Source organism: Coralloluteibacterium stylophorae, from assembly GCF_018122625.2.
GTDB classification, from domain to species: domain Bacteria; phylum Pseudomonadota; class Gammaproteobacteria; order Xanthomonadales; family Xanthomonadaceae; genus Coralloluteibacterium; species Coralloluteibacterium stylophorae.
The window spans coordinates 275,135-300,881 of sequence record NZ_JAGQFT020000001.1; the positions used below are offsets into that span (position 1 = coordinate 275,135).

A 25,747-nucleotide genomic window follows, 5' to 3' on the forward strand; every position below is an offset into this window, starting at 1 on the left:
CGGGGCGCGGATGACCCTCGCGTGGATCCGACGCTGACGCTGCCCACGGTAGCGTCGTTGCGACCCAGTCCCGGAGCACGTCCATGGCCAACGCCAACACCGACCGCAGCAACCTGCAGCACTTCACCCTCTATCTCGCGAACCGGCGCATCTACGCGCGCAACCCGGACGGGCATCTGGTCGATCTCGGCGGGCTGCGCCAGGAGGACGGCCGCTTCGGCTACGTGCTCGACGGCGACAAGTCCGGCGCCGACGGGCTCGACGGCGAAGACGCGGTACTGCGGCGCCTCGAGGACGAGCTGACGTTCGTGTTCCTCGACGGGCAGTTCACCAGCCTGCCGGACGTCAGCGACCAGGTGGACGTCGAAGGCGCACCGCAGCGGCGGATCGCGCTCGAGGAGTTCGTCGAGGACGGCGACGACCCCGCGGCCTGAACCGCCGGCACGCCCGCTTCACCCTGCAGGTGGAGAGTCGGTGCGCCATCCGCACGCCAGCTGGAGAGCCCGCATGTCGCCCCGCCCCCTGCTGTTCGACCCCGCCCTCGAAGCCGTCCCCGACGACGAGGCCGAGACCACCGCCGAACTCGTTGCCGGCTTCCGCGAGATCATCGAGACCACCTGGAGCGACTACGGCCACGCCGTGCGCAGCGTGCACGCCAAGAGCCACGGCCTGCTCGAGGGCAGGCTGCGGGTCCGCGACGACCTGCCGCCCGAGTACGCCCAGGGCGTCTTCGCCAGGCCGCGCGACTACCCGGTGGTGCTGCGGTTCTCGACCAACCCCGGCGACATTCTCGACGACAACGTCTCCACCCCGCGCGGGCTGGCGCTGAAGCTCGTCGGCGTCGACGGCGAACGCCTGCCGGGCAGCGCCGACGCCAGCACCCAGGACTTCGTCATGATCAACGCGCCGGCCTTCAGCGCGGCGACGCCGAAGGCCTTCCTGAAGAACCTGAAACTGCTGGCCAGGACCACCGATCGGGCACCGCGGTCGAAGCGGGCGCTGTCGGCGGTGCTGCGCGGGGTGGAGCGCGCGGTGGAGGCGGTCGGCGGCGAGAGCGCGGCGTTGAAGAGCCTCGGCGGCCACCCCGAGACGCACATCCTGGGCGAGACCTTCTACACGGCGGTGCCGATCCTCTACGGGCCGTACTACGCCAAGCTCAGCGTCGCGCCGGTGGCGCCGGCGCTGACCGCGCTCACCGATGCGCCGCTGGATCTGAAGGGCAGGCCGGACGGGATCCGCGAAGCGGTACGCGCCTATTTCGCGGAGCAGGGCGGGGCATGGGAGGTGCGGGTCCAGCTTGCCACCGACCCGGAGACGATGCCGATCGAGGACGCCTCGGCCGTCTGGCCGGAGGACGCGAGCCCCTACGTCACCGTCGCCCGCATCGAGGTCCCGGCGCAGGATGCCTGGAACCCGGAGCGTGCGGCCCGCATCGACGACGGCATGGCCTTCAGCCCCTGGCATGGCATCGCCGCGCACCGGCCGCTCGGCGGCGTGATGCGGTCGCGCAGGCCCGCCTACGAGATGTCGGCGGGTTTCCGTGCGGAGCACAACGGGTGCCCGATCCGCGAACCGCGGGTGGCGCCGCCGCAGGGCTGAACCCGGTTCACGGTGCGGGGACGGCGCCCGTCCCAGCATCCGGGGTCCCTCGATCGCAGCGGCAGTCCGCGGCCCGCCTCGACGGACCTCGCCCGGCCGCTGCCTGCATGGAGCTTCCCATGGCCAAAGCGACAGTCGGCGACTACCTGCTCGAACGTCTCACCGAATGGGGCGTCAGGCGCATCTTCGGCTACCCCGGGGACGGCATCAACGGGATCATGGGCGCGATGGGGCGCGCCGCCGAGCGCTTCGAGTACGTGCGCGTGCGGCACGAGGAGATGGCGGCGTTCATGGCCGGCGCGCACGCCAAGTTCACCGGCGAGGTCGGCGTGTGCATGGCCACCTCCGGTCCCGGCGCGCTGCATCTCATCACCGGCCTCTACGACGCGAAGATGGACCACGTGCCGGTGGTCGCCATCGTCGGCCAGCAGGCGCGTAGCGCGATCGGCAGCCAGTTCCAGCAGGAGGTCGACCTGCTGTCGGTGTTCAAGGATGTCGCCGCCTACAGCCAGATGATTGTCACCCCCGCGCAGGCGCGGCACGTGATCGACTCCGCCTTCCGCATCGCCGCGGCCGAACGCACCGTAAGCTGCATCATCGTGCCCAACGACGTGCAGGAACTCGAGGCGGTGCCGTCGCCGCCGCGCACCCACGGCACCAACTTCTCGAGCGTGGGCTACGTGCGCCCGAACCCGTGGCCGAGCGAGGACGATCTCGCCCACGCCGCCGAGGTGTTGAATTCGGGCAGCAGGGTCGCGCTGCTGGTGGGCGCGGGCGGCCTGGACGCCACCGACGAGATCATCGAGGTCGCCGACCGCCTGGGCGCCGGCGCGGCCAAGGCGCTGCTCGGCAAGGCCGCGCTGCCCGACGACCTGCCCTGGGTGACCGGCTCGATCGGCCTGCTCGGCACCAAGGCGAGCTGGGAGCTGATGCAGCACTGCGACACGCTGCTGATGATCGGCACCACCTTCCCGTACGCCGAGTTCCTGCCCGAGGAAGGGCAGGCACGCGCGGTGCAGATCGACCTGCAGCCGCGCAACGTCGGCATCCGCTATCCGAGCGAGGTCAACCTGATCGGCGACGCCGGGCAGGTGCTGCGCGACCTGCTGCCGCGGCTGACGAAGAAGACCGACGACGGCTGGCGGCGCAGGATCGAGGGCTGGGTTGCTGATTGGTGGAAGAACATGGAGGCCAAGGCGATGGAGGATGCCGAGCCGATCAATCCCCAGCGCGTGTTCTGGGAACTCTCGCCGCGGCTGCCGGACAACACCATCCTCTGCGGCGACTCCGGCTCCCACACCAACTGGTACGCACGCGACATCCGCATCCGCCGCGGGATGAAGGGCTCGCTGTCGGGCAAGCTCGCGAGCATGGGCAGCGGCGTGCCGTATGCGATCGCCGCGAAGATGGCCTATCCGGACCGCCCGGTGCTGGCGATGGTCGGCGACGGCGCCATGCAGATGAACGGCAACGCCGAGCTGGTCACCGTCAAGGAGTACTGGCAGCGCTGGAAGGACCCGCGCTTCGTGGTGCTGGTACTGGTCAACAACGACCTCAACCAGGTCACCTGGGAACAGCGCGCGCTCGCCGGCGACCCGAAGTTCGCCCCGGCCCAGGACGTGATCCCGTTCCCCTATGCGCGCTATGCGGAGCTGCTGGGCTTCCGCGGGATCCGCGTGGAGCGGGCGCAGGACATCGCCGGCGCCTGGGAGGAGGCCTGGCGCAGCGACCGGCCGGTGCTGATCGAGTTCCAGGCCGATCCCGACGTGCCGCCGCTGCCGCCGCACATCACCTGGACGCAGGCCAGGGCCTACATGAGCTCGATGCTCAAGGACGACCCCGACCGGGCCGGCGTGATCCGCCAGAGCATCAAGCAGATGTTCTCCAGCTGAGGCCGCGGCCGATGTCCGCCGCGGCCGTCATCGAGGACCTGCGCCTGCACGGCCTGCGCATCGCCACGGATGCGCCGGAAGCCGACGGCAGCTTCGCGTGGGACACGACGGAGATGCTGGTCGTCGAGCTCGATGCCGGCGGCAGCACCGGGCTCGGCTACACCTATACCCAGGCGCATGCCGCGGAGGTCCTGGTGCGCGACACCCTCGCGCCGCTGGTCCTGGGCCAGCCGGTGCGCGAACGCGCCGCCCTGTGGCTGCGGATGAACGCCGCGCTGCGCAACATCGGCCGACCGGGCCTCGGGACGATGGCGGTGGCGGCGGTGGACCAGGCGCTCTGGGACCTGCATGCGCGCCTGCTGGACGTGTCGCTGGCGGACCTTCTCGGCGCGGTGCGCGAGGCGGTGCCGCTGTATGGCAGCGGCGGCTTCACCAGTTACGACGACGCGCGCCTCGCCGCGCAGCTCGGCGGCTGGGCGGGCGAGGGCCTGCGCGCGGTGAAGATGAAGGTCGGCGCCGAGCCGGCGCGCGATGCGGCGCGGGTGCGCATCGCCCGCGAGGCGGTAGGGCCCGGGGTGGCGCTGATGGTCGACGCCAACGGCGCCCTCGACCGCCAGCAGGCACTCGCCGCTGCGCACGACTTCGCCGAGCAGGGTGTCGAGTGGTTCGAGGAGCCGGTGACCTCCGACGATCCCGCGGGACTGGCGTGGCTGCGCGATCGCATGCCGGCCGGAATGCGGGTGGCCGCCGGCGAATACGGCTGGGACGCGCGCTACTTCCGCGGCATGCTCCAGGCCGGTGCGGTCGACGTGCTGCAGGCCGACGCCACGCGCTGCGGCTACACCGGCTTCCTGCAGGCGGCGGCGCTGTGCGAGGCGCATGGCATCGCGCTGTCGGCGCACTGCGCACCGGCGGTGCACGTGCCGGTCTGCGCGGCCGCGCCGCGGCTGGCGCACCTGGAGTACTTCCACGACCACGTGCGCATCGAGTCCATGCTCCTCGAGGGCGTCGCCGCGCCCGTCGACGGGGTTCTGTGCGTCGACCGCGGCCGCCCCGGGCACGGGCTGGCGCTGCGTACGGACGCCGCCGATCGCTACCGGATCACCCCATGACCCGGGTCGCCCCCGTCGCCACCGACCCCACCGGCGCCCAGCGCCTGCGTACCGGGCCGCCGTTCGTGCCGGCGGCCGTGGTGCAGCGCCTGCGCGAGCGCCTGGACTCGCGCCTGCCGGGCCGGGTGCGCTTCGACGCCGGCGCGCGCGCGCTCTACGCGACCGACGGCTCGCTCTACCGCCAGGTGCCGATCGCGGTGGCCTGGCCAGAGTCCGACGCCGAGGTGGTGGAACTGGTCGCCGCCTGCCGCGAGGCGGGCGCGCCGCTGCTGCCGCGTGGCGGCGGCACCAGCCTCGCCGGGCAGTGCTGCAACGTGGCGGTGGTGGTCGACTTCTCGCGCCACCTCAACCGCGTGCTCGGCGTCGACGCCGGGGCACGCCGCGCCCGGGTGCAGCCGGGCTGCGTGCTCGACTGGCTGCGCGAGGCGGCGGAGGAACACCACCTGACCTTCGCCCCCGACCCGGCGACGCACGCGCACAACACCATCGGCGGGATGCTCGGCAACAACTCCTGCGGCGTGCATTCGGTGATGGGCGGGCGCACCGCGGACAACGTGCACGCGCTGGAGATCCTCACCTACGACGGCCTGCGCATGCGGGTCGGGCCGACGCCGGAGGACGAGCTGCAGCGGATCGTCGCCGCGGGCGGCCGCCGCGGCGAGATCTACGCGCGCCTGCGCGACCTGCGCGACCGCTATGCCGGGCTCGTGCGCGAGCGCGTCCCGCAGATCCCGCGGCGCGTGTCCGGCTTCAACCTCGACCAGCTCCTGCCCGAGAACGGCTTCAACGTCGCCCGCGCCCTGGTCGGCAGCGAGGGCACCTGCGTCACCATCCTCGCCGCCGAGCTCGAGCTGGTGCCGAGCCCGCCGGCGCGCGTGCTGCTGGTGCTGGGCTACCCGGACGTCTTCCATGCCGGCGACCACGTGCCGCAGGTGCTCGCCGCGCGGCCGGTGGGCCTGGAGGGCATCGACCGCCATCTCGTCGCCGGCATGCGCAAGAAGGGCATGCACACCGAGGAGCGGGCGCTGCTGCCGGCGGGCGACGGCTGGCTGCTGGTGGAGTTCGGCGGCGGCACCCCGGAGGAGGCCGAGGCCCACGCGCGCCGGTTGATGACCACGCTGGAGGGCGCCGACGACGCGCCGTCGATGAAGCTCTTCGTCGATCCCGACGCGCAGCAGGATCTGTGGCTGCTGCGCGAATCCGGCCTCGGCGCCACCGCCCACGTGCCCGGCGAACGCCCCTCGCATCCGGGCTGGGAGGACGCCGCGGTGCCGCCCGACCATGTCGGCGCCTACCTGCGCGACTTCCGCGCGCTGCTCGACCAGTTCGGCTACGACGCCGCGGTCTACGGCCACTTCGGCGACGGCTGCATCCATTGCCGCATCGACTTCCAGGTCGACACCGAGGACGGGGTGCGCAAGTGGCACGCCTTCATGCAGGAAGCGGCCGACCTGGTGGTGCGCCACGGCGGCTCGCTCTCCGGCGAGCACGGCGACGGCCAGGTGCGCGCGGAGCTGCTGGGGCGGATGTACGGGCCCGAGCTGGTCGAGGCCTTCCGCGAGTTCAAGTCGATCTGGGACCCGGATGGGCGCATGAACCCGGGCAAGGTGATCGATCCCTTCCCGATGACCATGAACCTGCGCAGCGGGCCCGACCACCACCCGCCGCTGCTGCGCACCTACTTCGACTATCCCGAGGACGGGCACAGCTTCGCCGGGGCGGTGAACCGCTGCGTCGGCATCGGCAACTGCCGCAACGACAGCGGCGGAGTGATGTGCCCGAGCTTCCGCGCCACCCGCGAGGAGAAGCATTCGACCCGCGGCCGCGCGCGGCTGCTGTTCGAGATGGTCAAGGGCGGCCCGATCGCCGACGGCTTCCGCAGCGAGGCGGTGCACGAGGCGCTCGACCTGTGCCTGGCCTGCAAGGGCTGCAAGCGCGACTGCCCGGTCGACGTGGACATGGCCACCTACAAGGCCGAGTTCATGGCCCGCCACTACCGCCACCGGCTGCGTCCGCGCTCGGCCTACTCGATGGGGTTGATCTGGTACTGGAGCCGCCTGGCCGCACGCATGCCGCGGCTTGCCAACGGCCTGCTGCGCGGGCGCGCGACCGGCACCCTGATCAAGCGCATCGGCGGCATCGCCACCGAGCGCGAGATGCCGGCCTATGCCGAGGAGACCTTCGTCGCCTGGTTCCGCCGCCGCGGTACGCGCAATCCCGGAGGGCGGCCGGTGGTGCTGTGGCCGGACACCTTCGGCAACTTCTTCCAGCCCGCGGGACTGCAGGCGGCGACCCGGGTGCTGGAGGCGGCCGGCTACGCGGTGCGCCTGCCGGCGCGTTCGCTGTGCTGCGGCCGGCCGCTGTACGCGGAGGGGATGCTCGAGCTCGCCCGGCGCCAGCTCGGCGACGTGCTCGACACGCTGGAGGACGATCTGCGCGAGGGCGCCGACCTGGTCGGCCTGGAGCCGGCCTGCGTCACCAGCTTCCGCGACGAACTGCCCGCGCTGTTTCCCGGCGACGAGCGCGCGCACCGTCTCGCCGGCGCCAGCCTGCTGCTCGGCGAGCTGCTCGACCGCGACGGCTTCCAGCCGTCGCGCCTGGCGCGGCGCGCCCTGGTGCATGCGCACTGCTATCACCACGCGGTGATCGGCACCGGTGCGCAGATGCGCGTGCTGGCGCGGGCCGGGATCGAGGCGGAGCTGCTCGACGCCGGCTGCTGCGGCATGGCCGGGACCTACGGCTTCCGCGCCGGGAGCTACCCGGTGTCGCAGAAGATCGCCGAGCTCCAGCTGCTGCCCGCGCTGCGCGGGGCCGATGCGGACACGCTGGTGATCACCAACGGCTTCTCCTGCCGCGAACAGATCCGGCAGGCGACCGGCGGCCTGCCGCTGACGCTGGCCGAGGTCCTGGACATGGCCATCGCCGGCCCCCGCCGCAATCCGGAGCGCGAGCGGAACCGCGACGGGTGAGCCGTCCGGGCGCCTCCGCGCCCGCTTGACGCGGTCTCGACCGCATGCGCCCGAGTCTGGTCCGCCGCCCCCGGCGGCGCGTCCCCGGTGCGCGGCGGCTCCCGCGACCGTCGTCGCCCCCGGCGCGGACGCATGGAAACAAGCAGCGGCGATCCCCGTCCAGGAGCTCCGCGATGATCCATCCCGCAGAGGCGCGCCGACGCATGGTGGAGAGCCAGCTCGCGGCGCGCGGCGTGCGCGACGGCAGGGTGCTCGAGGCGATGCGCACGGTGCCCCGCGATGCCTTCGTCGACCCCGGCTTCGAGGAGTTCGCCTACGACGACACGCCGCTGCCGATCGGCGAGCAGCAGACCATCTCGCAGCCCTACATCGTCGCGCTGATGATCGAGGCCGGCAGGCTCGAGCCGGGCACGCGGGTGCTGGAGGTCGGCGCCGGCTCCGGCTATGCCGCGGCGGTGATGAGCCGCATCGCGGGCACGGTCCACGCGATCGAGCGCCACGCCTCGCTCGGCGAGGCCGCACGCGGGCGCTTCGGGCGGCTGGGCTACCGCAACATCGAACTGCGCGTCGGCGACGGCACGCGCGGCTGGGCCGAGGCGGCGCCGTTCGACGCGATCCTGGTGGCCGCCGGCGCACCGGCCACGCCTGCGGCGCTGCGCGCGCAGCTGGCCATCGGCGGCCGCCTGGTCATCCCTGTCGGCGACGAGGAGCGCTCGCAGCGCCTGCTGCGCATCACCCGCCGCGGCGAGGACGAGTACGAGGAGGAGGACCTGGGCGGCGTCATGTTCGTGCCGCTGGTCGGCGAGCACGGCTGGGCCGAGGACGGCAGCCGCGCGGCCAGCAGCCACGTCCCCGGGCAGTCGCGCGGACGCAGTCTGTCCGCGCTCGTCGCCGAGGCCATGGAGCCGCTGCCGGACCCGGACGATCCCGCATTCGGGCGCATGTTCGAACGCTTCGCCGGACGCCGCGTGGTGCTGCTGGGCGAGGCCAGCCACGGCACCTCCGAGTTCTACCAGGCGCGGGCGGCGATCACCCGCCACCTGGTCGAGCACCACGGCTTCACCATCGTCGCGGTGGAGGCGGACTGGCCGGACGCCGCCGCGCTCAACCGCCACGTCCGCCACCTGCCGCCGCGCCGCGCGACCGGGCCGGTGTTCCAGCGCTTCCCGACCTGGATGTGGCGCAACACCGACGTGCTCGGCCTCATCGGCTGGCTGCACGCGCACAACGCCGGCCGCGGGCGCGAGCGCCAGGCCGGGTTCTACGGCCTCGACATGTACAGCATAGCCGCGTCGATCGGCGCGGTGCTGGAGTACCTGGACAGCGTCGATCCGGAAGCCGCGAAGGTCGCGCGCGAGCGCTACGGCTGCCTGACGCCCTGGCAGAAGGAGCCCTCGACCTACGGCCGGGCGGTGCTGCGCGGCGGCTACGAGAAGTGCGAGCGGGACGTCGTGCGCCAGTGCCAGGAGCTCCTGGCCCGGCAGCTGGACTACGCCGGCGAGGACGGCGAGCGCTTCCTGGACGCCGCGCAGAACGCGCGTCTCGTCGCATCCGCCGAGCGCTACTACCGGGTCATGTACTACGGCGGCGCCGAGAGCTGGAACCTGCGCGACACGCACATGTTCGAGACGCTCGAGCATCTGCTCGACGCGCACGGCCCGCAGTCGAAGGCGATCGTTTGGGCGCACAACTCGCACATCGGCGATGCGCGCCACACCGAGATGGGCTCGATGCGCGGCGAGCTCAACATCGGCCAGCTCTGCCGCGAACACTTCGGCGAGGAGGCCGCGCTGATCGGCTTCGGCACCCACGCCGGCACGGTCGCCGCGGCGAGCGACTGGGACGGCGAGATGGAGGTCATGCGCGTGCGGCCGTCGCGGGCGGACAGCGTCGAGCGCCTGTTCCACGATGCGGGCATCGCCCTCGGCCTGCTCGACCTGCGCCGCGACGTGCACGAGCCGCTGCGCCGGCGCCTGCTGGAATCGCGGCTCGAGCGCTTCATCGGCGTGATCTATCGGCCGGCCACCGAGCTCCACAGCCACTATGCGGAAGCCTCGCTGCCGCAGCAGTTCGACGCCTGGGTCTGGTTCGACGAGACCCGGGCGGTGACGCCGCTCGGCCCGCAGCACGCCGGCGAAGGCGCGCCCGAGACCTGGCCGTTCGGGCTGTGAGCGCGGCGCGCGAGGGCCCTGGCGGCGGCCGTCGCCTCATGCGGCCTGGACGCCGCGTCGGCCAGGCTGACCGCCGCCCTGCCAGCGGAGTTGCGCCATGAGCGACGAGCCCGAGACCCTGCGCCTGGCGCCGCACGACTGGGTGCCCAACCATCCGTCGCTGCCGGTGCTGCTGTACCGCGGCGCCGTCGGCGCGCCGCCGGGCGAGGCCTGCGCACGGGCCTGCGAGGAGCGCTTCGCCGCGAACGGCTGGCCGCCGCAATGGCGCGACGGCATCTTCGACTACCACCACTACCACTCGACCGCGCACGAGGTCCTGGGCATCGCCGCGGGATCGGCGCGGGTCGTGCTCGGCGGCCCCGGCGGCGAGGAGGTCGCGCTGGCCGCGGGCGACGTCGTCGTGCTGCCGGCCGGCACCGGGCACTGCCGCGTGGACGCGACCGCGGATTTCCTCGTCGTCGGCGCCTATCCGCCGGGCCAGGACTTCGACATCTGCAGGCAGGCGCCCGATCCGGCGATGCGCGCGCGGATCGCCGCGCTGGACTTCCCCGACAGCGACCCGGTCGCAGGACGCGACGGCGCGCTGCCGCGGCTGTGGCGTCGTTGACGCAGCCCGTTTCGGGGGTACCCCACGGCGATGCCGCGCTAGAATGCGCGCCCTTCGTGCCGGACCGCGCCGTGCATCCCGATCCCGACGACCAGCGCTGGATGCGCCATGCACTGGCGCTGGCCGCGCGCGCCGAGCGCGAGGACGACGAGATCCCGGTCGGCGCGCTCGTCGTCGACGCGGGCGGGCGGCTGCTGGGCGAAGGCTGGAACCGCAACATCACCGAGCACGACCCGACCGCGCATGCGGAGATCGTGGCGATGCGCCAGGCCGGCATGCGCCTGGGCAACCACCGGCTGGTCGGCTGCACCCTCTACGTCACCCTCGAGCCCTGCGCCATGTGCGCGATGGCGATGATCCACGCGCGCGTGGCCCGCGTCGTGTACGGCGCGGCCGATCCCAAGACCGGCGCGGCCGGCAGTGTCTTCGACCTGCTCGCCGACCCGCGCCACAACCACCGGCCCTCGGTCAGCGGCGGGGTGCTCGGCGACGAGGCGGGGGAGCGTCTGCGCAGCTACTTCCGCCGCAAGCGCGGCGCACGCACGCCAGGCTGACACCCGGCGCTCAGTCGGCGCGCGCCTCGGCCTGCGGCTGTCGATCGCGCGCGATCTCCTCGTCCATCTCGCGGTCGAGCATGCGCAGGCCCAGATGCGCCTCGCGGCCGAGGTAGACCGAGGCGGCCAGCATCAGCAGGCCGCCGACGACCGCGAGCACCGTCGGCATGAACGCGATCCGGTAGCCGAGCAGGGCATCGACGGCGATGGCGAGGCTGGTGCCGACGAAGGCGCTCAGCGCGCCGTAGAGCAGGCGCAGCGCGCTCAGCACCAGGGTGCAGCGGCGCCGGCTCACCGCCATGCGCGTCTCCAGCTCGACCCGGCGCGGCCCCTGCGGTTCCTCGACCAGGCGCGCCAGTTCGAGGCGGGCGCGGTCGACCACGCGCGCGAGCCGCGAGTTGCAGGAGGCGAGCAGGCCCGCGGTCGCGGTGAGGAAGAACGCCGGCGTGATCATCGCCGAGACGACCGAGTAGTGGGAGGCATCCATCGCGCTGGGAAGGGGCACCGGGGCACTCGGCGGGGAAGGAGGCCGTATGATGCGTGACCACGCCTCCCACCGCGACCGCATGAGCAATCCCATCATCTCGAGCGACACCCATCTGATCTGGATCGACCTGGAAATGACCGGGCTGGATCCGGATACCGATTCGATCCTCGAGATCGCCACCGTCGTCACCGACCGCGACCTCGACGTCGTCGCCGAGGGTCCGGAGCTGGCCATCCGGCATCCCCTGGAGCGGCTGGAGGCGATGGACGAGTGGAACCGCAACCAGCACGGCCGTTCCGGCCTGTGGCAGCGGGTGCTCGAGTCCGAGGTGTCGATGATCGAGGCGGAGACGCGGACGCTCGACTTCCTCGCGCAGTGGGTGCCGGAGCGCCGGTCGCCGATGTGCGGCAACTCCATCTGCCAGGACCGCCGCTTCCTCTACCGGCTGATGCCGCGCCTGGAGCGCTGGTTCCACTACCGCAACCTGGACGTGTCCACGATCAAGGAACTGGCGCGGCGCTGGGCCCCGGACATCGCCAAGGGCTATTCCAAGGATTCGGCGCACACCGCGCTGAGCGACGTCCACGACTCCATCGCCGAACTGCGGCACTACCGCCCGTTCATGGGTCGGATCGGGGGCCTGCCGGGGGCCTGAGCCCCCCGCGCGGATGCGGCGTCGTCAGCCCGCCTCGGGCGGGAGGCGCGGCTGTTGCGGCGCCGGCGACGGACCGGCGTCGCCGGACTGCGCCATGAAGTTCTCCAGCGTGACCGGGCCGCCGTCGGCGTTGTGCAGGTACAGGTGCGTGTCGCGCTGCGGGAACGGGATGCTCACGCCCGCCGCATCGAAGGCGACCTTGATGCGCTCGGTCAGCGCGACCTTGGTCGGGAACCAGTCCGCCTTGTTGACGAAGCAGCGGATGCCGAGGTCGACGCTGTTGGTGTTGAGCGCGTAGACCACGACGTCCGCGGGCGGCTCGGCCAGCACGCGTTCGTCGGCGGCGATGATGTCGAGCGCGACGCGGCGCGCGGTCTCGATGTCGTCCTTGTAGCCGATGCCGATCACAAGCTCGATGCGCCGCGTCGGGTTGGCGGTCAGGTTCACGATCGGCGATGCGGTGATCAGGTTGTTGGGGATGGTGAAGGTCTGCATGTCCGGCCCGCTCAGCACGGTCTGGAAGATGCGCACCTGCTGCACGCTGCCGGTCTGGCCGGCGACGGTGACCACGTCGCCGCTGCGGAACGGGCGCAGGGTCACCAGCATCACGCCCGCGGCGATGTTGGACAGCGAGTCCTTGAGCGCCAGGCCGATTGCGAGGCCGGCGGCGCCCAGCACCGCGACCAGCGAGGTCATCGGCACCTTGATCGCGGTCAGCGCGGTCACGATCACCAGGATCACTGCGACCACGTAGGCGACGTTGCGCAGGAACGAGCTCAGCATCACGTCGAAGCCGGCGCGCTCCATCACCCGCGGCAGCACCGAGTTCGCGAGCACGCGCGCCAGCCAGATGCCGACCAGCAGGATCGCGAGCGCGGCGAGGAGGTGCAGGCCGAAGTCCATCAGGCGGCTTTCCCAGCCGGCGGGCAGGCGGGTGGTGAAGGTGGTCATGGCGCTCTCTCGATCGGGTAGGGCAGACGTGCGAACGCCCCGTCGGACGGGGCGCTCGCGGAGGCAGGGTGGTGGTGGGCGGGCGGGATCAGGTCCCGGCGCCGGCCGCCTGCAGCTTGGCCAGGCGCAGCCAGGTGTCGACGACGGTGTCGGGATTGAGCGACATCGACTCGATGCCCTGCTCGAGCAGCCACTCGGCGAGATCTGGATGGTCGCTCGGGCCCTGGCCGCAGATGCCGACGTACTTGCCCTTCCTCTTCGCCGCGGCGATCGCCATCGCCAGCATCTTCTTGACCGCCGGGTCGCGCTCGTCGAAGAGCTCGGCGACGATGCTGGAGTCGCGGTCCAGGCCCAGGGTCAGCTGGGTCATGTCGTTGGAGCCGATCGAGAAGCCGTCGAAGATCTCCAGGAACTCCTCGGCCAGCAGCGCGTTGGAGGGCACCTCGCACATCATGATGACCTTCAGGCCGTCCTTGCCCTGCTCGAGGCCGTACTTCTTCAGCACCTCGACCACGCGACGGCCCTCGTCGAGGGTGCGCACGAACGGGATCATCACCCAGGCGTTGGCCAGGCCCATGGTCTCGCGGACCTTGCGCATCGCGCGGCACTCGAGCTCGAAGGCGGCCTCGAACGACGGGCTCACGTAGCGGCTGGCGCCACGGAAGCCGATCATCGGGTTCTCCTCCTCGGGCTCGTACTTCTCGCCGCCGATGAGGTTGGCGTATTCGTTGGACTTGAAGTCCGACAGGCGCACGATCACCGGCTCCGGCGCGAAGGCCGCGGTGATGGTGGCGATGCCCTCGGCGAGGCGGTCGACGTAGAAGCCCACCGGGTCGGAGTAGCCGGCCATGCGCTCGTCGATGCGACGGCGGGTCTCGGCGTCCTGGCGGTCGTACTCCATCAGCGCGCGCGGGTGCACGCCGATGTGGCTGGCGATGATCATCTCCAGGCGCGCCAGGCCCACGCCCTTGTTCGGCAGCATGGCGAAGTCGAAGGCGCGCTCCGGGTTCGCCACGTTCATCATGATCTTGAGCGGCGCCGGCGGCATGTCGGTGAGGTCGGCGGTGACCACCTCGAAGTCCTGGCGCCCCTTGTAGATGAAGCCGGTGTCGCCCTCGGCGCAGCTCACCGTGACCTCGGCGCCGTCCTCGATCAGGTCCAGCGCGTTGCCGCAGCCGACCACCGCCGGCACGCCGAGCTCGCGCGCGATGATCGCCGCGTGGCAGGTGCGGCCGCCACGGTTGGTGACGATCGCCGAGGCGCGCTTCATCACCGGCTCCCAGTCGGGATCGGTCATGTCGGCGACCAGCACGTCGCCCGGCTGCACGCGGTTCATGTCCTTGAGGCTGCGGATCACCTTGGCGGCGCCGGCGCCGATCTTCTGGCCGATGGCGCGGCCCTCGACCACCACCTCGCCGCGCTGCTTCATGCGGAAGCGCTCGATCTTCTGTGCGTTCGAGCGCGACTTCACCGTCTCCGGGCGCGCCTGCACGATGTAGATGCGGCCGGTCTCGCCGTCCTTGGCCCATTCGATGTCCATCGGCCGGCCGTAGTGCTGCTCGATGGTCAGCGCCTGGCGCGCGAGTTCGTGGACGTCCTCGTCGGAGATCGCGAACTTCTGCCGCAGCTCGGCCGGCGTGTCCTCGTTGCGCACGCGCTCGCCCGGCTTGTCCGAATACACCATGCGGATCTGCTTGGAGCCGAGCTGGCGGCGCAGGATCGCCGGCTTGCCCTCGCGCAGCGTGGGCTTGTAGACGTAGAACTCGTCCGGGTTCACCGCGCCCTGGACCACGTTCTCGCCGAGGCCGTAGCTGGCGGTGACGAAGACCGCGTCGCGGAAACCCGACTCGGTGTCGAGGGTGAACAGCACGCCGGAGGCGCCGACGTCGGAGCGCACCATCAGCTGCACGCCGGCCGAGAGAAACACGTCCTCGTGCTTGAAGCCGTGGTGCACGCGGTAGGCGATGGCGCGGTCGTTGTAGAGCGAGGCGAACACCTCCTTGACCTGGCGCAGGACGTCGTCGGCGCCGCGCACGTTGAGGAAGGTCTCCTGCTGGCCGGCGAAGCTGGCGTCGGGCAGGTCCTCGGCGGTGGCCGAGGAGCGCACCGCGACCGAGACCTCGTTGCCGCCGGCCTCCTCGCAGAGGCGGGCGTAGCCGTTGCGGATCGCGGTCTCCAGGCCCTGCGGCAGCGGCGCGTCGATGACCCAGCCGCGGATTTCCTCGCCGGCGCGGGCGAGCGCATCGACGTCCTCGGTGTCGAGCGTGCCGAGGCGGTCGAAGATGCGCCCGGACAGGCCCTCGAATTCGATGAACTCGCGGAAGGCATCGGCCGTGGTCGCGAAGCCGCCGGGGACCGACACCCCGAGGTTGGCCAGCTCGCCGATCATCTCGCCGAGCGAGGAGTTCTTGCCGCCGACCTGGGCCAGGTCGGAGAGACGGAGTTCGTGCAGCCAGAGGACGTGCGCGTTCATGACGCTCCTGAGTCGAGGGGAAATCCAGCGCCGCACCGACCGCATGCAGGCGCTGGCGACCCCGACCGACCCGGGCGAAGGCGCTGCCGTTTTCCGACCGGAGTTCCGAACGAAAGGCAGGGCCTGATGGGTGGAGTGGGTTCCCGAACGCTCTGCGGCAGTCGCGACACCGTATGATGCGGCGCGCCTTCACAGCATAGCAGACGGGTCCGGCGCGACCGGTCCCAAGTCTTGCCGCGGTGCGGTCAAGACGCCGTCACGCCACGTCCCGGAAAGTCCGATCCATGACCAGACCGCGCCAGGTGTTCTACTGCTCCGACGGCACAGGCATCACCGCCGAGACCATCGGCCACAGCCTGCTGACCCAGTTCGGCGACGTCGCCTTCGAGAGCCACCGCATCGCCTTCATCGACGCCGAGGCCCGCGCCCGCCAGGCCTCGATCCGCATCCGCCAGGCCGGCGAGGCCTCGGGGCAGCGCCCGATCGTCGTCAACACGGTGCTCGACGGCCATCTCAGCGCGCTGCTGGCCGAGAGCGGTGCGCTGATGCTGGACGTGTTCGCGCCGTTCCTGTCGCCGCTGGAGCAGGAGCTGGGGGTCAAGTCGCAGCCGCGGGTCGGCCAGGCCCACGGCCTGGTCGACTTCGCCGCCTACGAGCGCCGCATCGAGGCCACCAACTATGCGCTGAGCCACGACGACGGCGTCGACGTGAACTACGACGAGGCCGACCTCATCCTGGTCGGCGTGTCGCGTTCGGGGAAGACGCCGACCTGCCTGTACATGGCGCTGCACTACGGCGTGGCCGCGGCGAACTATCCGCTCACCGACGACGACCTCGAATCGACCATGCTGCCCAAGCGCCTGCGTGCGCACCGGCGCAAGCTCTTCGGCCTGACCATCGATCCGGTGCGCCTGGCGCAGATCCGCCAGCAGCGCCGCCCGAACAGCCGCTACGCCGAGCCCGACCAGTGCCGGCGCGAGGTCGCGGCGGCGGAACTGCTGTTCCGCAATGCCGGGCTGTCGAGCCTCAATACCACGCATACCTCGATCGAGGAGATCGCGAGCAAGGTGCTGTCGAGCCTCGGCATCCACCGCCATCTGTTCTGAGGCGGCAGCGGTCCACGCCGCGGCTGAACCTGCCGGGACGCGACGCGCCTGCGCGCATTGCGCGTGCGCAACGGCAGCCGATAGCATCCTTCCATGCTCGTTGCCGCACGCCCACCGCTACCCGCCCGCCACGGCAAGTTCGCCTGGCTCATGGGCCTGTACGCGGAGAACCACCAGCGCCTGACCCGCATGTTCGATCCGTCCTCGCTCGCGCCGGGGCGCTACCTCTCGCGCGTCGGCGACGGGCTCGACCTGCGCCTGGACGTGCTCGAGCGGCATCCGTACACGCTCGAGCTGACCCTGAGCTACGCCCTTGCCGACCCGGTCACCGGGGCGCCGGATCCCTCCGCGCATCTCCGGCACTACCTGGACGCGCGTCAGACCGAGGCCACGCACTGCTACGTGGGCCGCCGCTGGCAGGACGTCATCGGCCTGCACCCGCCCAACCGCGTGGTGTTCGACCACCGCTTGCGCATGAACACCTTCCTCGGCAAGTGGCTGGCCTATCTGGCCGAGCGCGGGCATGGCGCCTACACGCTCAACCTGGCCCCGGCCGACGAGGAAGACGCGCCCGCGATCGCGGTCTGAGGCCCGGGCCCGCGATCCGCGCCGCTGCAGCCGCTTGACGGCCGCCCGCGCGGTGGATCTCCTGGATGCAAGGGCGTCGCCCATCTGCGATGATCCGCAGCGTGAGGGCGCAATGATCGCGTCCTCCCCAAGTGCCCCGGGAGGGGCCACCATGGTGTCGCAGAACGCCGATCATCCGGCCCCGGACGGCCGTTATTTCAGCCTGCTGGCGGCGAGCCAGGATTGCGTCAAGGAGCTCGACCTCGACGGCCGGATCCTGTTCATCAGCGAGAACGGACGCAAGGCGCTCGAAGCCGGCGACGGCGACGTGCTGTGCGGCCGGTCGTGGATCGACCTGTGGCCGGAGGGCGGACGCGCGCAGGCGCGCGAGGCGGTGGCGAAGGCAGCCGACGGCGTCACCGCCAGCTTCCGCGCGTTCGGTCCGACCTGCCGCGGCACGCCGCGCTGGTGGGACGTCGTCATCGCGCCGTTCCCGACCGGGGAGGGCCAGCGCCTGCTGGGCATCGCCCACGACGTCACCGCCGAGGTGCAGGCCACCGAGGCCTTGGCCCGGCTCAACGAGGCGCTGCACCGCAGCGACGGCTCGGAGCTGCATCTGCGCCTGGCCGAATCGCGCCCGGCCTGGTCGGCAGGCCCGCTTCCGGAGACCGCCGCGGCGGGGCAGGGCGATGCTGCGCCGGCGGACGCATCGCTGAGCGAGTCCGTCCGCCGGGTGACCGCGCGCCTCGACGAGCAGGTCGAGAAGGAGCGGATCATCGGTCAGCTCACCAACGGCCTCGCCCACGACTTCAACAACATCCTGCAGCTCATGCTCAACGGGCTGTGGATCCTGGAAAAGCGCGTCGCCGAGGGCGACGAGCGCAGCCGCGACCTCATCCGCATGGCGCTCGCCGCGGGCGAGCAGGGTGCGCTGATGACCAAGCGCCTGCTCGGGTTCGCGCGCGAGCAGGTCCACGCGGTGGAGGGCATCGACGTGCGCACCTGCGTCACCGATGCATCGGAGCTGCTCAAGCTCGCCCTGCCGCGCACCCACGAACTGCGGATCGACTGCTGCGACGAGCAGGCGATCGCCTGCATCGACGTCCACCTGCTGCAGCGGGCCCTGCTCAACCTGGCGATCAATGCGCGCGACGCCATGGAAGCCGGCGGCACGATCACCATCCGCACGCGGGTCTGCGGCCGCTGCGAGACGACGCCGGCCGGCTACGTGCAGGTCAGCGTCGCCGATACCGGGACCGGCATCCCGGACGAGATCCGGCCGCGGCTGTTCGAGCCGTACTTCACGACGAAGATGATCGGCAAGGGCAGCGGGCTCGGCCTCGCCCAGGTCAAGGCCTTCGTCGAGGAAGCCGGCGGTCGCGTGGAGCTCGACAGCAGGGTCGGCGTCGGTACCACCGTGCACCTCTACCTGCCGCGCGTGTTCGAGGCCGAAGCCTGCGAGACCGCCGCCGAGCAGACGGTCGCCGAAGACAGCGGGCTGGATGCCGCCTAGGCACGCTGCGGCGGATCCAACCAGGGCCGCATGCCTCCGCGGCTCCACCGCCCGAGAGCGACGCGCATCGATCGCATCGCGGGCCGCGACCGGTGCGCAGTCCCGGTGCTGCGGTCGACGCGGATCCGCATCGATTCGCCATGCAGGCAACATCGCCAATCTCGCGAAAATCTGTTGACGGATCGGCAGGCCCAGCCTAAGATGATCGTCTTTCCAGCACGTGGGGCCATAGCTCAGCTGGGAGAGCGCTACAATGGCATTGTAGAGGTCGGCGGTTCGATCCCGCCTGGCTCCACCACTTCAAACTGGAATCCGGATCCGTCCCCATCGTCTAGAGGCCTAGGACACAACCCTTTCACGGTTGCGACCGGGGTTCGAATCCCCGTGGGGACGCCATCAGAAGTGACGAAAAGGCCCGCTCGACGCGGGCCTTTTCGTTTGCCCGGTTTCCGGTCTCCCGGGTCGTCCGGAGTGGTCGAAGCCGTCCGTTGCCAGCAGACGGCGTGGCGCCGCGAGCTCGGGATCAGCCGTGCGCGTCCGGCGCCAGCGGCCGTTCACGGCCGGGACGCTTGGCCAGCTTGCGCTGCAGCGAGCGCCGGTGCATGCCGAGCAGGCGCGCCGCGGCGGAGATGTTGCCGCCGCTGTCCTGCAGCGCCTGCTGGATGTGCTCCCACTCCAGGCGGCTCAGGGGCGTCATCGTCTCCTCGACCTCCACGCCGGTCTCGCCGTCGGCCTCGCCCTCGTCATCGGCGAGCGCGCGCAGGATCGTCTCGACCGTGGTGGGCTTGGGCAGGTAGTTGTCGGCGCCGCGCTTGATCGCCTCCACTGCCGTCGCCACGCTCGCGTAGCCGGTGACCAGCAGGATGCGCATGTCGGCGCGCAGCGCGCGCAGCGGCGCGACCAGGCTCAATCCGGACTCCGCGCCGAGCTTCAGGTCGACCAGGGCGAAGTCCGGCCGCAGCGCCTCGGCCAGCGCGGTGGCCTGCACCACATCGTGGGCCACCGCGATCTGCAGCCCGCGCCGCTCCAGCGCACGCTGCAGCGTGCGCGCGTACAGCGGGTCGTCGTCGACCAGCAGGCCCTGCCTGCGGGGGGCGGGATTCATGGCGCCACCGGCCGCACGCCGGCGGGGATCGAGAAGCGCACGCGCACGCCGCGGCCGTCGGCGGGCTCCATCGCGAGTTCGCCGCCGAGCCGCTCGACGGTGGCGTGCGAGAGCGCCAGCCCCACGCCCATGCCGTGCGGCTTGGTGCTGCGGAACAGGCGCCCGGGCAGGAATGGCTCGGCCAGCGCGAAGCCGCTGCCGTAGTCGCGGACCTCGCCGCGCAGGCCGCGGTCGTCGAGTTGGAGGAGGAGGTCGACGCGCGTCGCACCGGCGCGCTCGCTGGCGTCGGCGGCGTTGTTGAGCAGCGCCTGCAGCAGGTGGCCGATGCCGGCATCGACCGTCGTGGCCGCGGCCTGCGGGCCCTCCCGATGCAGCTCGATCGTCGGCCGCACCAGCTGCCAGCGCGCGATCAGCTGTTCGAGGTCGACGTCGGCGCGGTCCGGGTCGGACGCCCGCACGAGATCGCGGACGCGGTCGCGGCAGACGTCGACGAGGCCGCGCATCGCCCGCGTGTCCTCGAGCACGTCCTCGGGCAGCGCACGCTCGAGGTGTTCGTCGAGCATCAGGGTCAGGGTGCCCAGGGGCGTGTTGAGCTCGTGCGCGACGGAGGCCGCGTGCGTGGCGAGCGCGACGATGCCCTCGTTGCGCGCGAACTGCTCGCGCAGGCGGGCCAGTTCCTGCTCGCGCCGGCGCAGCGCGTCGGCGAGCTGGGTGAAGAAGTACAGCATCAATCCCGCCGACACGCCGAAGTTCGCCGCCATGCCCCACAGATGCAGGTCGTAGGTGGTTCCGTCGACGCCGTGCACATGCGGCAGCGGCCGTCCCAGCAGCGCCGACGCGACATAGCCGCCGATGCACAGGACCGCGGTCGCCCACGCCCAGGGTGGGGGCAGGGCGAGCGTGACCAGCGCCAGCGGCAACAGGAACAGCGAACTGAAGGGGTTGCCGACGCCGCCGCTCCAGGCCACCAGCCAGGCAAGGACCAGCACGTCGACGGCGACGTGGCCGAGGATCTCCAGTGATGTGGCCTCGGTCACCCGCGCGGCGCGCCAGCGCGCGTACAGGTTGAAGGCTGCGAGCACGGCGATGCCGCCCCACAAGGGCGCCTCGTCGAGCGGCACCCCGAGCAGGTGCACCACCGCGAGCACCGTCGCCGACTGCCCGGCCACCGCGATCCAGCGCAGGTCGCAGAGCACGTGCAGGAAGGTCAGCGGGCGGGCGGACATCGGACAAGGATAGGGCGCGGCGCCACGGTCATGCTGCGACCGGATGTCGCAGCGGCCTCCGCATTCCAGGCGGCCGGCGACGCCGCCCGCCGGCGCGGCGCAGCTCGACCGCGACTTCATTGCGGCATGCGACCATGGGCGCCGGCATGACGGCGAGGAGCAGGCAGGGCATGGGCGCAGCGAACGAACCGGGCGTGGTGATCGTCGGGGCAGGGCAGGCGGGAAGCGAGCTCGCCACCTCGCTGCGCACCCAGGGCCATGCCGGCGGCATCGTCGTGGTCGGCGACGAGCGCTGGCTGCCGTACCGGCGCCCGCCGCTGTCCAAGACCTTCCTCGCCGGCGACGCGGCGCCGGAGTCGCTGGAGATCAAGCCGGCGGCGCTGTACGCGAAGCTGGACATCGAGGTGCAGACCGGCGTCGGCGTCGAGACCATCGACCGCGAGGCCCGCAGCGTGCGGCTGTACGACGGTCGCGCGCTGCCGTACTCGACACTGGTTCTGGCCACCGGCGGCCATGCCCGGCGGCTGGCGATCGCCGGCGCCGACCGCCCCAACGTGCACGGCATCCGCGGCATCGACGATGTGCTGCGCCTGCGCGCCGACTTCGTCCCGGGCCGCCGGCTGGTGGTGGTGGGCGGTGGCTACATCGGCCTGGAGACCGCCGCCGTGGCCGTGCAGCACGGCCTCTCGGTGACGGTCGTCGAAGCCGCGCCGCGCGTGCTGCCGCGGGTGGCCTCGCCGGCGCTGTCGCAGTTCTACCTCGACCTGCACCGCGAGCGTGGCGTCGACGTGCGGCTCGGGCTCGGAGTCCATGCCTTCGAGGGTGCGGAGCGGGTCGAGACGGTGGTGCTGGCCGACGGCAGCCGCATCGATGCCGACCTGGTGGTGGTCGGCATCGGCATCGTCCCGAATACCGAACTCGCGGAGACGGCCGGGCTCGAGGTCGCCGACGGCATCGTCGTCGACAGCGCGACCCGGACCTCCGATCCCGCCATCCTCGCCATCGGCGACTGCAGCCATCACCACAACGCGCGCTACGACCGCCGCATGCGCCTGGAATCGGTCCCCAACGCGATGGAGCAGGCCCGCGTGGCCGCTGCGCTGATCTGCGGCAAGCCGGCCGAATACCGCGCGGTGCCTTGGTTCTGGTCCGACCAGTACGAGCTCAAGCTGCAGATGGTGGGTCTCGCCGAGGGCCACGACCGCATCGTCCTGCGCGGCGACATGGGCGAGCGCGCCTTCGTGCAGTTCCACCTGCGCGACGGCGTCGTCGTCGCCGCCGACGCGGTGAACCGCCCGCAGGAGTTCGCGCTGGCGCGGCGCATGGTCACCGAGGGCGCCCGCCCCGATCCGCAGAAGCTGGGCGACCCGGCGATGGCGCTCAAGGACCTGGTCTGACCCGAGTGGTGCGGCGCGCGGCTCACGCCGCCTGGCCGGACTCCGGATGCCGGACCTGGCCGTTGCCGCGCACCACCCAACGCTCGATGGTCAGCGATTCCAGGCCCATCGGGCCATAGGCGTGCAGGCGCGTGGTGGAGATGCCGATCTCCGCGCCGAGGCCGAGCTGGCCGCCGTCGTTGAAGCGCGAGGAGGCGTTGACCATCACCGCGGAACTCCGCACCGCGGCGACGAAGCCTGCGGCCGCGGCGTCGTCGCGCGTGCAGATGACTTCGGTGTGGTCGGAGGTGTGCCGCTGGATGTGGGCGACGGCCGCGTCCAGCGAATCGACCACGCGCACGGCGAGGATCGGCGCGAGGTACTCGGCGTCGTAGTCGTCGTCGGTGGCCGCCTTCGCCTGGGGGAACAGGGCTCGCGTACGCTCGCAGCCGCGGATCTCCGCGCCGCGCTCGACCAGCACCTGCAGCGCGCCGGGCAACCAGTCGGGCGCGATGTCGGCATGCACCAGCAGCGTCTCCAGCGCGTTGCACACGCCCGGCCGCGACAGCTTGCCGTCCACCGCCAGCCGCGTCGCCAGGAGCGGATCCGCGGCCGCATCCACGTACAGGTGGCACACGCCCTTGTAGTGCTTGATCACCGGCACGCGCGCGTTCTCCGCGACGAAGCGGATCAGGCGCTCGCCGCCGCGCGGGATGGCCAGGTCCACCAGGTCGGTGAGCTGCAGCAGTTCCAGCACGTGTTCGCGCGCGGTGTCCTCGACCAGCGCCACGGCCTCGGCCGGCAGGCCGAACCGCGCCAGCGCGGAATGCAGGCAGCGGGCGATGGCGATGTTGCTCTCGCGCGCCTCGGAGCCGCCGCGCAGCAGCACGGCGTTGCCGGCGCGCAGGCACAGCGCGGCCGCATCCGCGGTCACGTTGGGCCGCGCCTCGTAGATCATCGCGATCAGGCCCAGCGGGATGCGCACCTTCTCCACGGTCATGCCGTTGGGATGGGTCTCGCTGCGGGTGACCTGGCCGACCGGGTCGGGCAGGGCGGCGATCTCGCCGATCGCCTGCACGATGCCGTCCAGGCGCGCGTCGTCCAGCGCCAGGCGGTCGAGCATGGCCCCGGTGGTGCCGGCCTCACGTGCGCGCTGCATGTCGCGCGCATTGGCCTCGAGGATGCCGGCGCGGCCGGCAGCGACGGATTCCGCCATGGCCTCGAGCAGCGCCGCGCGGCGCCCGGCATCGAGCGCGGCGATGGCGAGCGAGGCGGCGCGGGCGCGGGTGGCGAGGCCGCGGATGTAGCTGGGGGTGTCTGCGGACATGGGAACTCCTGGATCGGTGCGGTCAGGCGGCGCGGTGCATCAGCACCAGGTCGTCGCGGCGGACCACCGCATGGCCATTGTGGAAGCCGAGCACGGTCTCGATCTCCTGGCTGTGCCGGCCGGCGATGCGCTGCAGGTCGCTGGCGTGGTACTGCACGAGGCCCCGGCCGACGCGGCGGTCGTCCAGCCCCACCAGGTCGACCACGGCGCGGCTGCTGAAATCGCCCTCCACCGCGACCACGCCGCCCGGCAGCAGCGAAGCGCCGCGCTCGCGGATCGCACGGCAGGCGCCCTCGTCGATGCGCAGGCGGCCGCGGCAGCCGGGCTGGTGCTGCAGCCACAGCTTGCGCGCCAGCAGGCGCTCGCCGTGGGCGGGGATCAGCGTACCGTGCAGGCGGTCGGCGCCGAGGGCCTCGAGCGCACGTGCGTCGTGGCCGCAGAAGAGCGCGGTGTCGATGCCGGCCGAGGCCGCCTTGCCCGCCGCCTCCAGCTTGGTGGCCATGCCGCCGGTGCCCAGGCGGCCGGCACCGCCGGCAGTCATGCGCATGATCTCCGGGGTGATCGCCTCCACGCGCGGCAGCGGACGTGCCGACGGGTCGCGCGTGGGATGGCCGGTGTAGAGACCGTGGGTGTCGGTGGCGATGAACAGCATGTCGGCATCGACCAGCGCGGCCACCGCCGCCGCCAGGTTGTCGTTGTCGCCCAGCTTGAGCTCGTCGACGGCCACGGTGTCGTTCTCGTTGACGATGGGCAGCGCACCGCTGCGCAGCAGTTCCTGCAGGGTGGCCTGGGCGTTGAGGTAGCGACGGCGGTTGCGCATGTCGTCGTGGCTCAGCAGGACCTGCGCGACCGGCTGTTCGACCAGGCCCTGCCAGAGCGCCAGCATCGGCGTCTGTCCCAGCGAGGCCAGCGCCTGCCGCTGGACCAGGCTGCCGCGCCGGCGCGCCATGAGCCCGCGTCCGGCCGCCACCGCGCCCGAGGACACCAGCAGCACCTCGCGGCCCTGCGCCCGGAACCGCGCGATCAACGCCGCCAGCGCAGCGGCATTGTGCGTGCCCAGCGCGCCGCGGCCATCGGTCAGCAGGCTGCTGCCCACCTTGATCACGGCCCGCCGCCAGGGCGCCAGCGTCTGGGCCGGGAACGGGTGGGGCGCGGTGGGGACGGCAGAAGCGGACATCGACTGGTTCCTTTTGTTGCGGAGACGAGCGCGCACGGAACGTGCGGACGCGGACCGGCCTGCGGTGCCCGGAGGAGTCCGGTACGCAAACGATCGGCGAAAGGGGAAGCAGATCAGCAGCGCAGTGCGGCGCGAGAGCAGGCTCGATCGCGCGCCTGGTTTTTGGGGGCCGAGGACCTGCTCTGAGGCGGGAGCGGAAGTCGCAGGTCGGCTCCGGAGGCTGCACATCCTAGCAAATCGACGCCTGTCACCCAAATCCGGACCGGCACGATGAACGTAGTTGGATGATTTTTGGTGGATTTACCGATGTTTCAGAGGCGCGCCACGCGGCAATGCTGCAGCGGGTCTGCCGGCGAGCGGGTGCCCCAGGCGCGCGGGCCGCTGCGGCACGAAACAGCGCAAAGGAGACGCGCGCCCGCAGCCGGCGCGAACGGCCCGGCGAGTCGGCGGCACCTTCAGCTCGCTGATGTCGACGCCGTCCAGGGCGTGTCCGCCGACATGCGCCGCGTCACCAGGTCGTGGACGAAGTGCCCAGCACTCGTCGTGCGGCGCCGGGAGCCGACCGCTGCCGTGCCCGGCAACACCATAAGCGTGTGTTATCACGGGTCTCTGTCACTAGGAGACCTCTCAACGACGTGCCAACGCGCTGATTTCTAGGCCATTGTGGAGGATGTCGCCAGCATCTTTACATAATATACATTATGCGAACTAGTGGAAGCTGGCTGCATCGCGTGCGATCTAAAGTCGCCAGCAAAGAATGACGTTACATAGTAACGTAGCTGCCGGCACCCTACCCGGGCGTGTCGGCTGTCGACGCAGGCGGGGCCACCACGGGCTCCTGGGGCGATCCATGACCCCTCGCGCTGGATTGCCGGGCGCC

At 71.8% G+C, this 25,747-nt stretch carries 20 protein-coding genes and 2 tRNA genes; 15 read left to right on the plus strand and 7 right to left on the minus strand.

The window, feature by feature from the left end; genetic code table 11:
- Positions 1–83: 83 nt before the first annotated feature.
- The 8 genes from KB893_RS01165 (at position 84) to tadA (ending at position 10,904) form a co-directional block, all read left to right on the plus strand.
- The gene (locus KB893_RS01165) at positions 84–434 is read left to right on the plus strand and encodes a hypothetical protein (RefSeq protein ID WP_211925889.1); all 351 of its coding nucleotides are present in this window, start codon (positions 84–86) and stop codon (positions 432–434) included.
- Positions 435–507: 73 nt separating this feature from the next.
- Entirely contained in the window at positions 508–1,599 is a 1,092-nt protein-coding gene (locus KB893_RS01170; RefSeq protein ID WP_211925888.1) for a catalase family protein, read from the plus strand.
- A 119-nt stretch (positions 1,600–1,718) separates the two neighbouring features.
- Complete coding sequence (locus KB893_RS01175; RefSeq protein ID WP_211925887.1) at positions 1,719–3,491, plus strand: thiamine pyrophosphate-requiring protein; 1,773 nt, start codon at positions 1,719–1,721, stop codon at positions 3,489–3,491.
- A gap of 11 nt (positions 3,492–3,502) precedes the next feature.
- The gene (locus KB893_RS01180) at positions 3,503–4,603 is read left to right on the plus strand and encodes an enolase C-terminal domain-like protein (protein ID WP_211925886.1); all 1,101 of its coding nucleotides are present in this window, start codon (positions 3,503–3,505) and stop codon (positions 4,601–4,603) included.
- Entirely contained in the window at positions 4,600–7,572 is a 2,973-nt protein-coding gene (locus KB893_RS01185) for an FAD-binding and (Fe-S)-binding domain-containing protein (RefSeq protein WP_213173327.1), read from the plus strand. The genes KB893_RS01180 and KB893_RS01185 overlap by 4 nt, the downstream gene beginning before the upstream one ends.
- A gap of 173 nt (positions 7,573–7,745) precedes the next feature.
- The gene (locus tag KB893_RS01190) at positions 7,746–9,743 is read left to right on the plus strand and encodes a protein-L-isoaspartate(D-aspartate) O-methyltransferase (protein WP_211925884.1); all 1,998 of its coding nucleotides are present in this window, start codon (positions 7,746–7,748) and stop codon (positions 9,741–9,743) included.
- A gap of 97 nt (positions 9,744–9,840) precedes the next feature.
- Complete coding sequence (locus KB893_RS01195; RefSeq protein ID WP_211925883.1) at positions 9,841–10,350, plus strand: cupin domain-containing protein; 510 nt, start codon at positions 9,841–9,843, stop codon at positions 10,348–10,350.
- Positions 10,351–10,421: 71 nt separating this feature from the next.
- A complete protein-coding gene (gene tadA, locus KB893_RS01200) occupies positions 10,422–10,904 on the plus strand; it encodes a tRNA adenosine(34) deaminase TadA (RefSeq protein ID WP_338026827.1) in 483 nt (160 codons plus the stop codon).
- Positions 10,905–10,914: 10 nt separating this feature from the next.
- Here tadA and KB893_RS01205 read toward each other — a convergent pair whose 3' ends face one another.
- Positions 10,915–11,409, minus strand: a complete 495-nt coding sequence (locus KB893_RS01205) for a DUF2721 domain-containing protein (RefSeq protein WP_211925882.1) — start codon at positions 11,407–11,409, stop codon at positions 10,915–10,917.
- A gap of 61 nt (positions 11,410–11,470) precedes the next feature.
- Between KB893_RS01205 and orn the strand changes: the two genes are divergently transcribed.
- Entirely contained in the window at positions 11,471–12,046 is a 576-nt protein-coding gene (orn, locus tag KB893_RS01210; protein WP_211925881.1) for an oligoribonuclease, read from the plus strand.
- Between the two features lie 24 nt (positions 12,047–12,070).
- Here orn and KB893_RS01215 read toward each other — a convergent pair whose 3' ends face one another.
- Together KB893_RS01215 and ppsA are read right to left on the minus strand one after the other, a co-directional pair.
- Positions 12,071–12,997 carry a mechanosensitive ion channel family protein gene (locus tag KB893_RS01215; protein ID WP_211925880.1) on the minus strand — a complete coding sequence of 309 codons (927 nt, stop codon included), beginning with the start codon at positions 12,995–12,997 and terminating at the stop codon, positions 12,071–12,073.
- Between the two features lie 88 nt (positions 12,998–13,085).
- Positions 13,086–15,470: a phosphoenolpyruvate synthase gene (gene ppsA, locus KB893_RS01220; protein ID WP_213173328.1), complete on the minus strand. Its 2,385-nt coding sequence runs from the start codon at positions 15,468–15,470 to the stop codon at positions 13,086–13,088.
- A gap of 284 nt (positions 15,471–15,754) precedes the next feature.
- Here ppsA and ppsR point away from each other — a divergent pair, with 284 nt between their 5' ends.
- From ppsR to KB893_RS01245, 5 genes are all read left to right on the plus strand, one after another.
- The gene (ppsR, locus tag KB893_RS01225) at positions 15,755–16,576 is read left to right on the plus strand and encodes a posphoenolpyruvate synthetase regulatory kinase/phosphorylase PpsR (protein ID WP_211928002.1); all 822 of its coding nucleotides are present in this window, start codon (positions 15,755–15,757) and stop codon (positions 16,574–16,576) included.
- Positions 16,577–16,669: 93 nt separating this feature from the next.
- Complete coding sequence (locus tag KB893_RS01230) at positions 16,670–17,164, plus strand: DUF1249 domain-containing protein (RefSeq protein WP_211928001.1); 495 nt, start codon at positions 16,670–16,672, stop codon at positions 17,162–17,164.
- A 151-nt stretch (positions 17,165–17,315) separates the two neighbouring features.
- Positions 17,316–18,656 (plus strand): two-component system sensor histidine kinase NtrB, encoded by a 1,341-nt coding sequence (locus KB893_RS01235; RefSeq protein ID WP_213173329.1) that lies wholly within the window; start codon positions 17,316–17,318, stop codon positions 18,654–18,656.
- A 222-nt stretch (positions 18,657–18,878) separates the two neighbouring features.
- Positions 18,879–18,954: transfer RNA gene (locus tag KB893_RS01240), tRNA-Ala, on the plus strand.
- A gap of 22 nt (positions 18,955–18,976) precedes the next feature.
- Positions 18,977–19,052 (plus strand) — tRNA-Glu (locus KB893_RS01245).
- A gap of 127 nt (positions 19,053–19,179) precedes the next feature.
- Here KB893_RS01245 and KB893_RS01250 read toward each other — a convergent pair.
- Both KB893_RS01250 and KB893_RS01255 read right to left on the minus strand, forming a co-directional pair.
- On the minus strand, positions 19,180–19,761 hold the full coding sequence (locus KB893_RS01250) for a response regulator transcription factor (RefSeq protein ID WP_213173330.1): 582 nt from the start codon (positions 19,759–19,761) through the stop codon (positions 19,180–19,182).
- Positions 19,758–20,987, minus strand: a complete 1,230-nt coding sequence (locus KB893_RS01255) for an ATP-binding protein (RefSeq protein WP_213173331.1) — start codon at positions 20,985–20,987, stop codon at positions 19,758–19,760. Before KB893_RS01255 ends, KB893_RS01250 begins: the two co-directional genes overlap by 4 nt.
- Positions 20,988–21,157: 170 nt before the next feature.
- On the opposite strand from KB893_RS01255, the gene KB893_RS01260 reads away from it, so the two are divergent.
- Positions 21,158–22,384, plus strand: a complete 1,227-nt coding sequence (locus KB893_RS01260; protein WP_213173332.1) for an NAD(P)/FAD-dependent oxidoreductase — start codon at positions 21,158–21,160, stop codon at positions 22,382–22,384.
- Between the two features lie 22 nt (positions 22,385–22,406).
- On the opposite strand, the gene KB893_RS01265 is transcribed toward KB893_RS01260, so the two are convergent.
- Positions 22,407–23,690: a glutamate-5-semialdehyde dehydrogenase gene (locus tag KB893_RS01265; RefSeq protein ID WP_211927858.1), complete on the minus strand. Its 1,284-nt coding sequence runs from the start codon at positions 23,688–23,690 to the stop codon at positions 22,407–22,409.
- A gap of 22 nt (positions 23,691–23,712) precedes the next feature.
- Positions 23,713–24,867 carry a glutamate 5-kinase gene (gene proB / locus KB893_RS01270; protein WP_211927859.1) on the minus strand — a complete coding sequence of 385 codons (1,155 nt, stop codon included), beginning with the start codon at positions 24,865–24,867 and terminating at the stop codon, positions 23,713–23,715.
- Positions 24,868–25,747 lie beyond the last annotated feature (880 nt).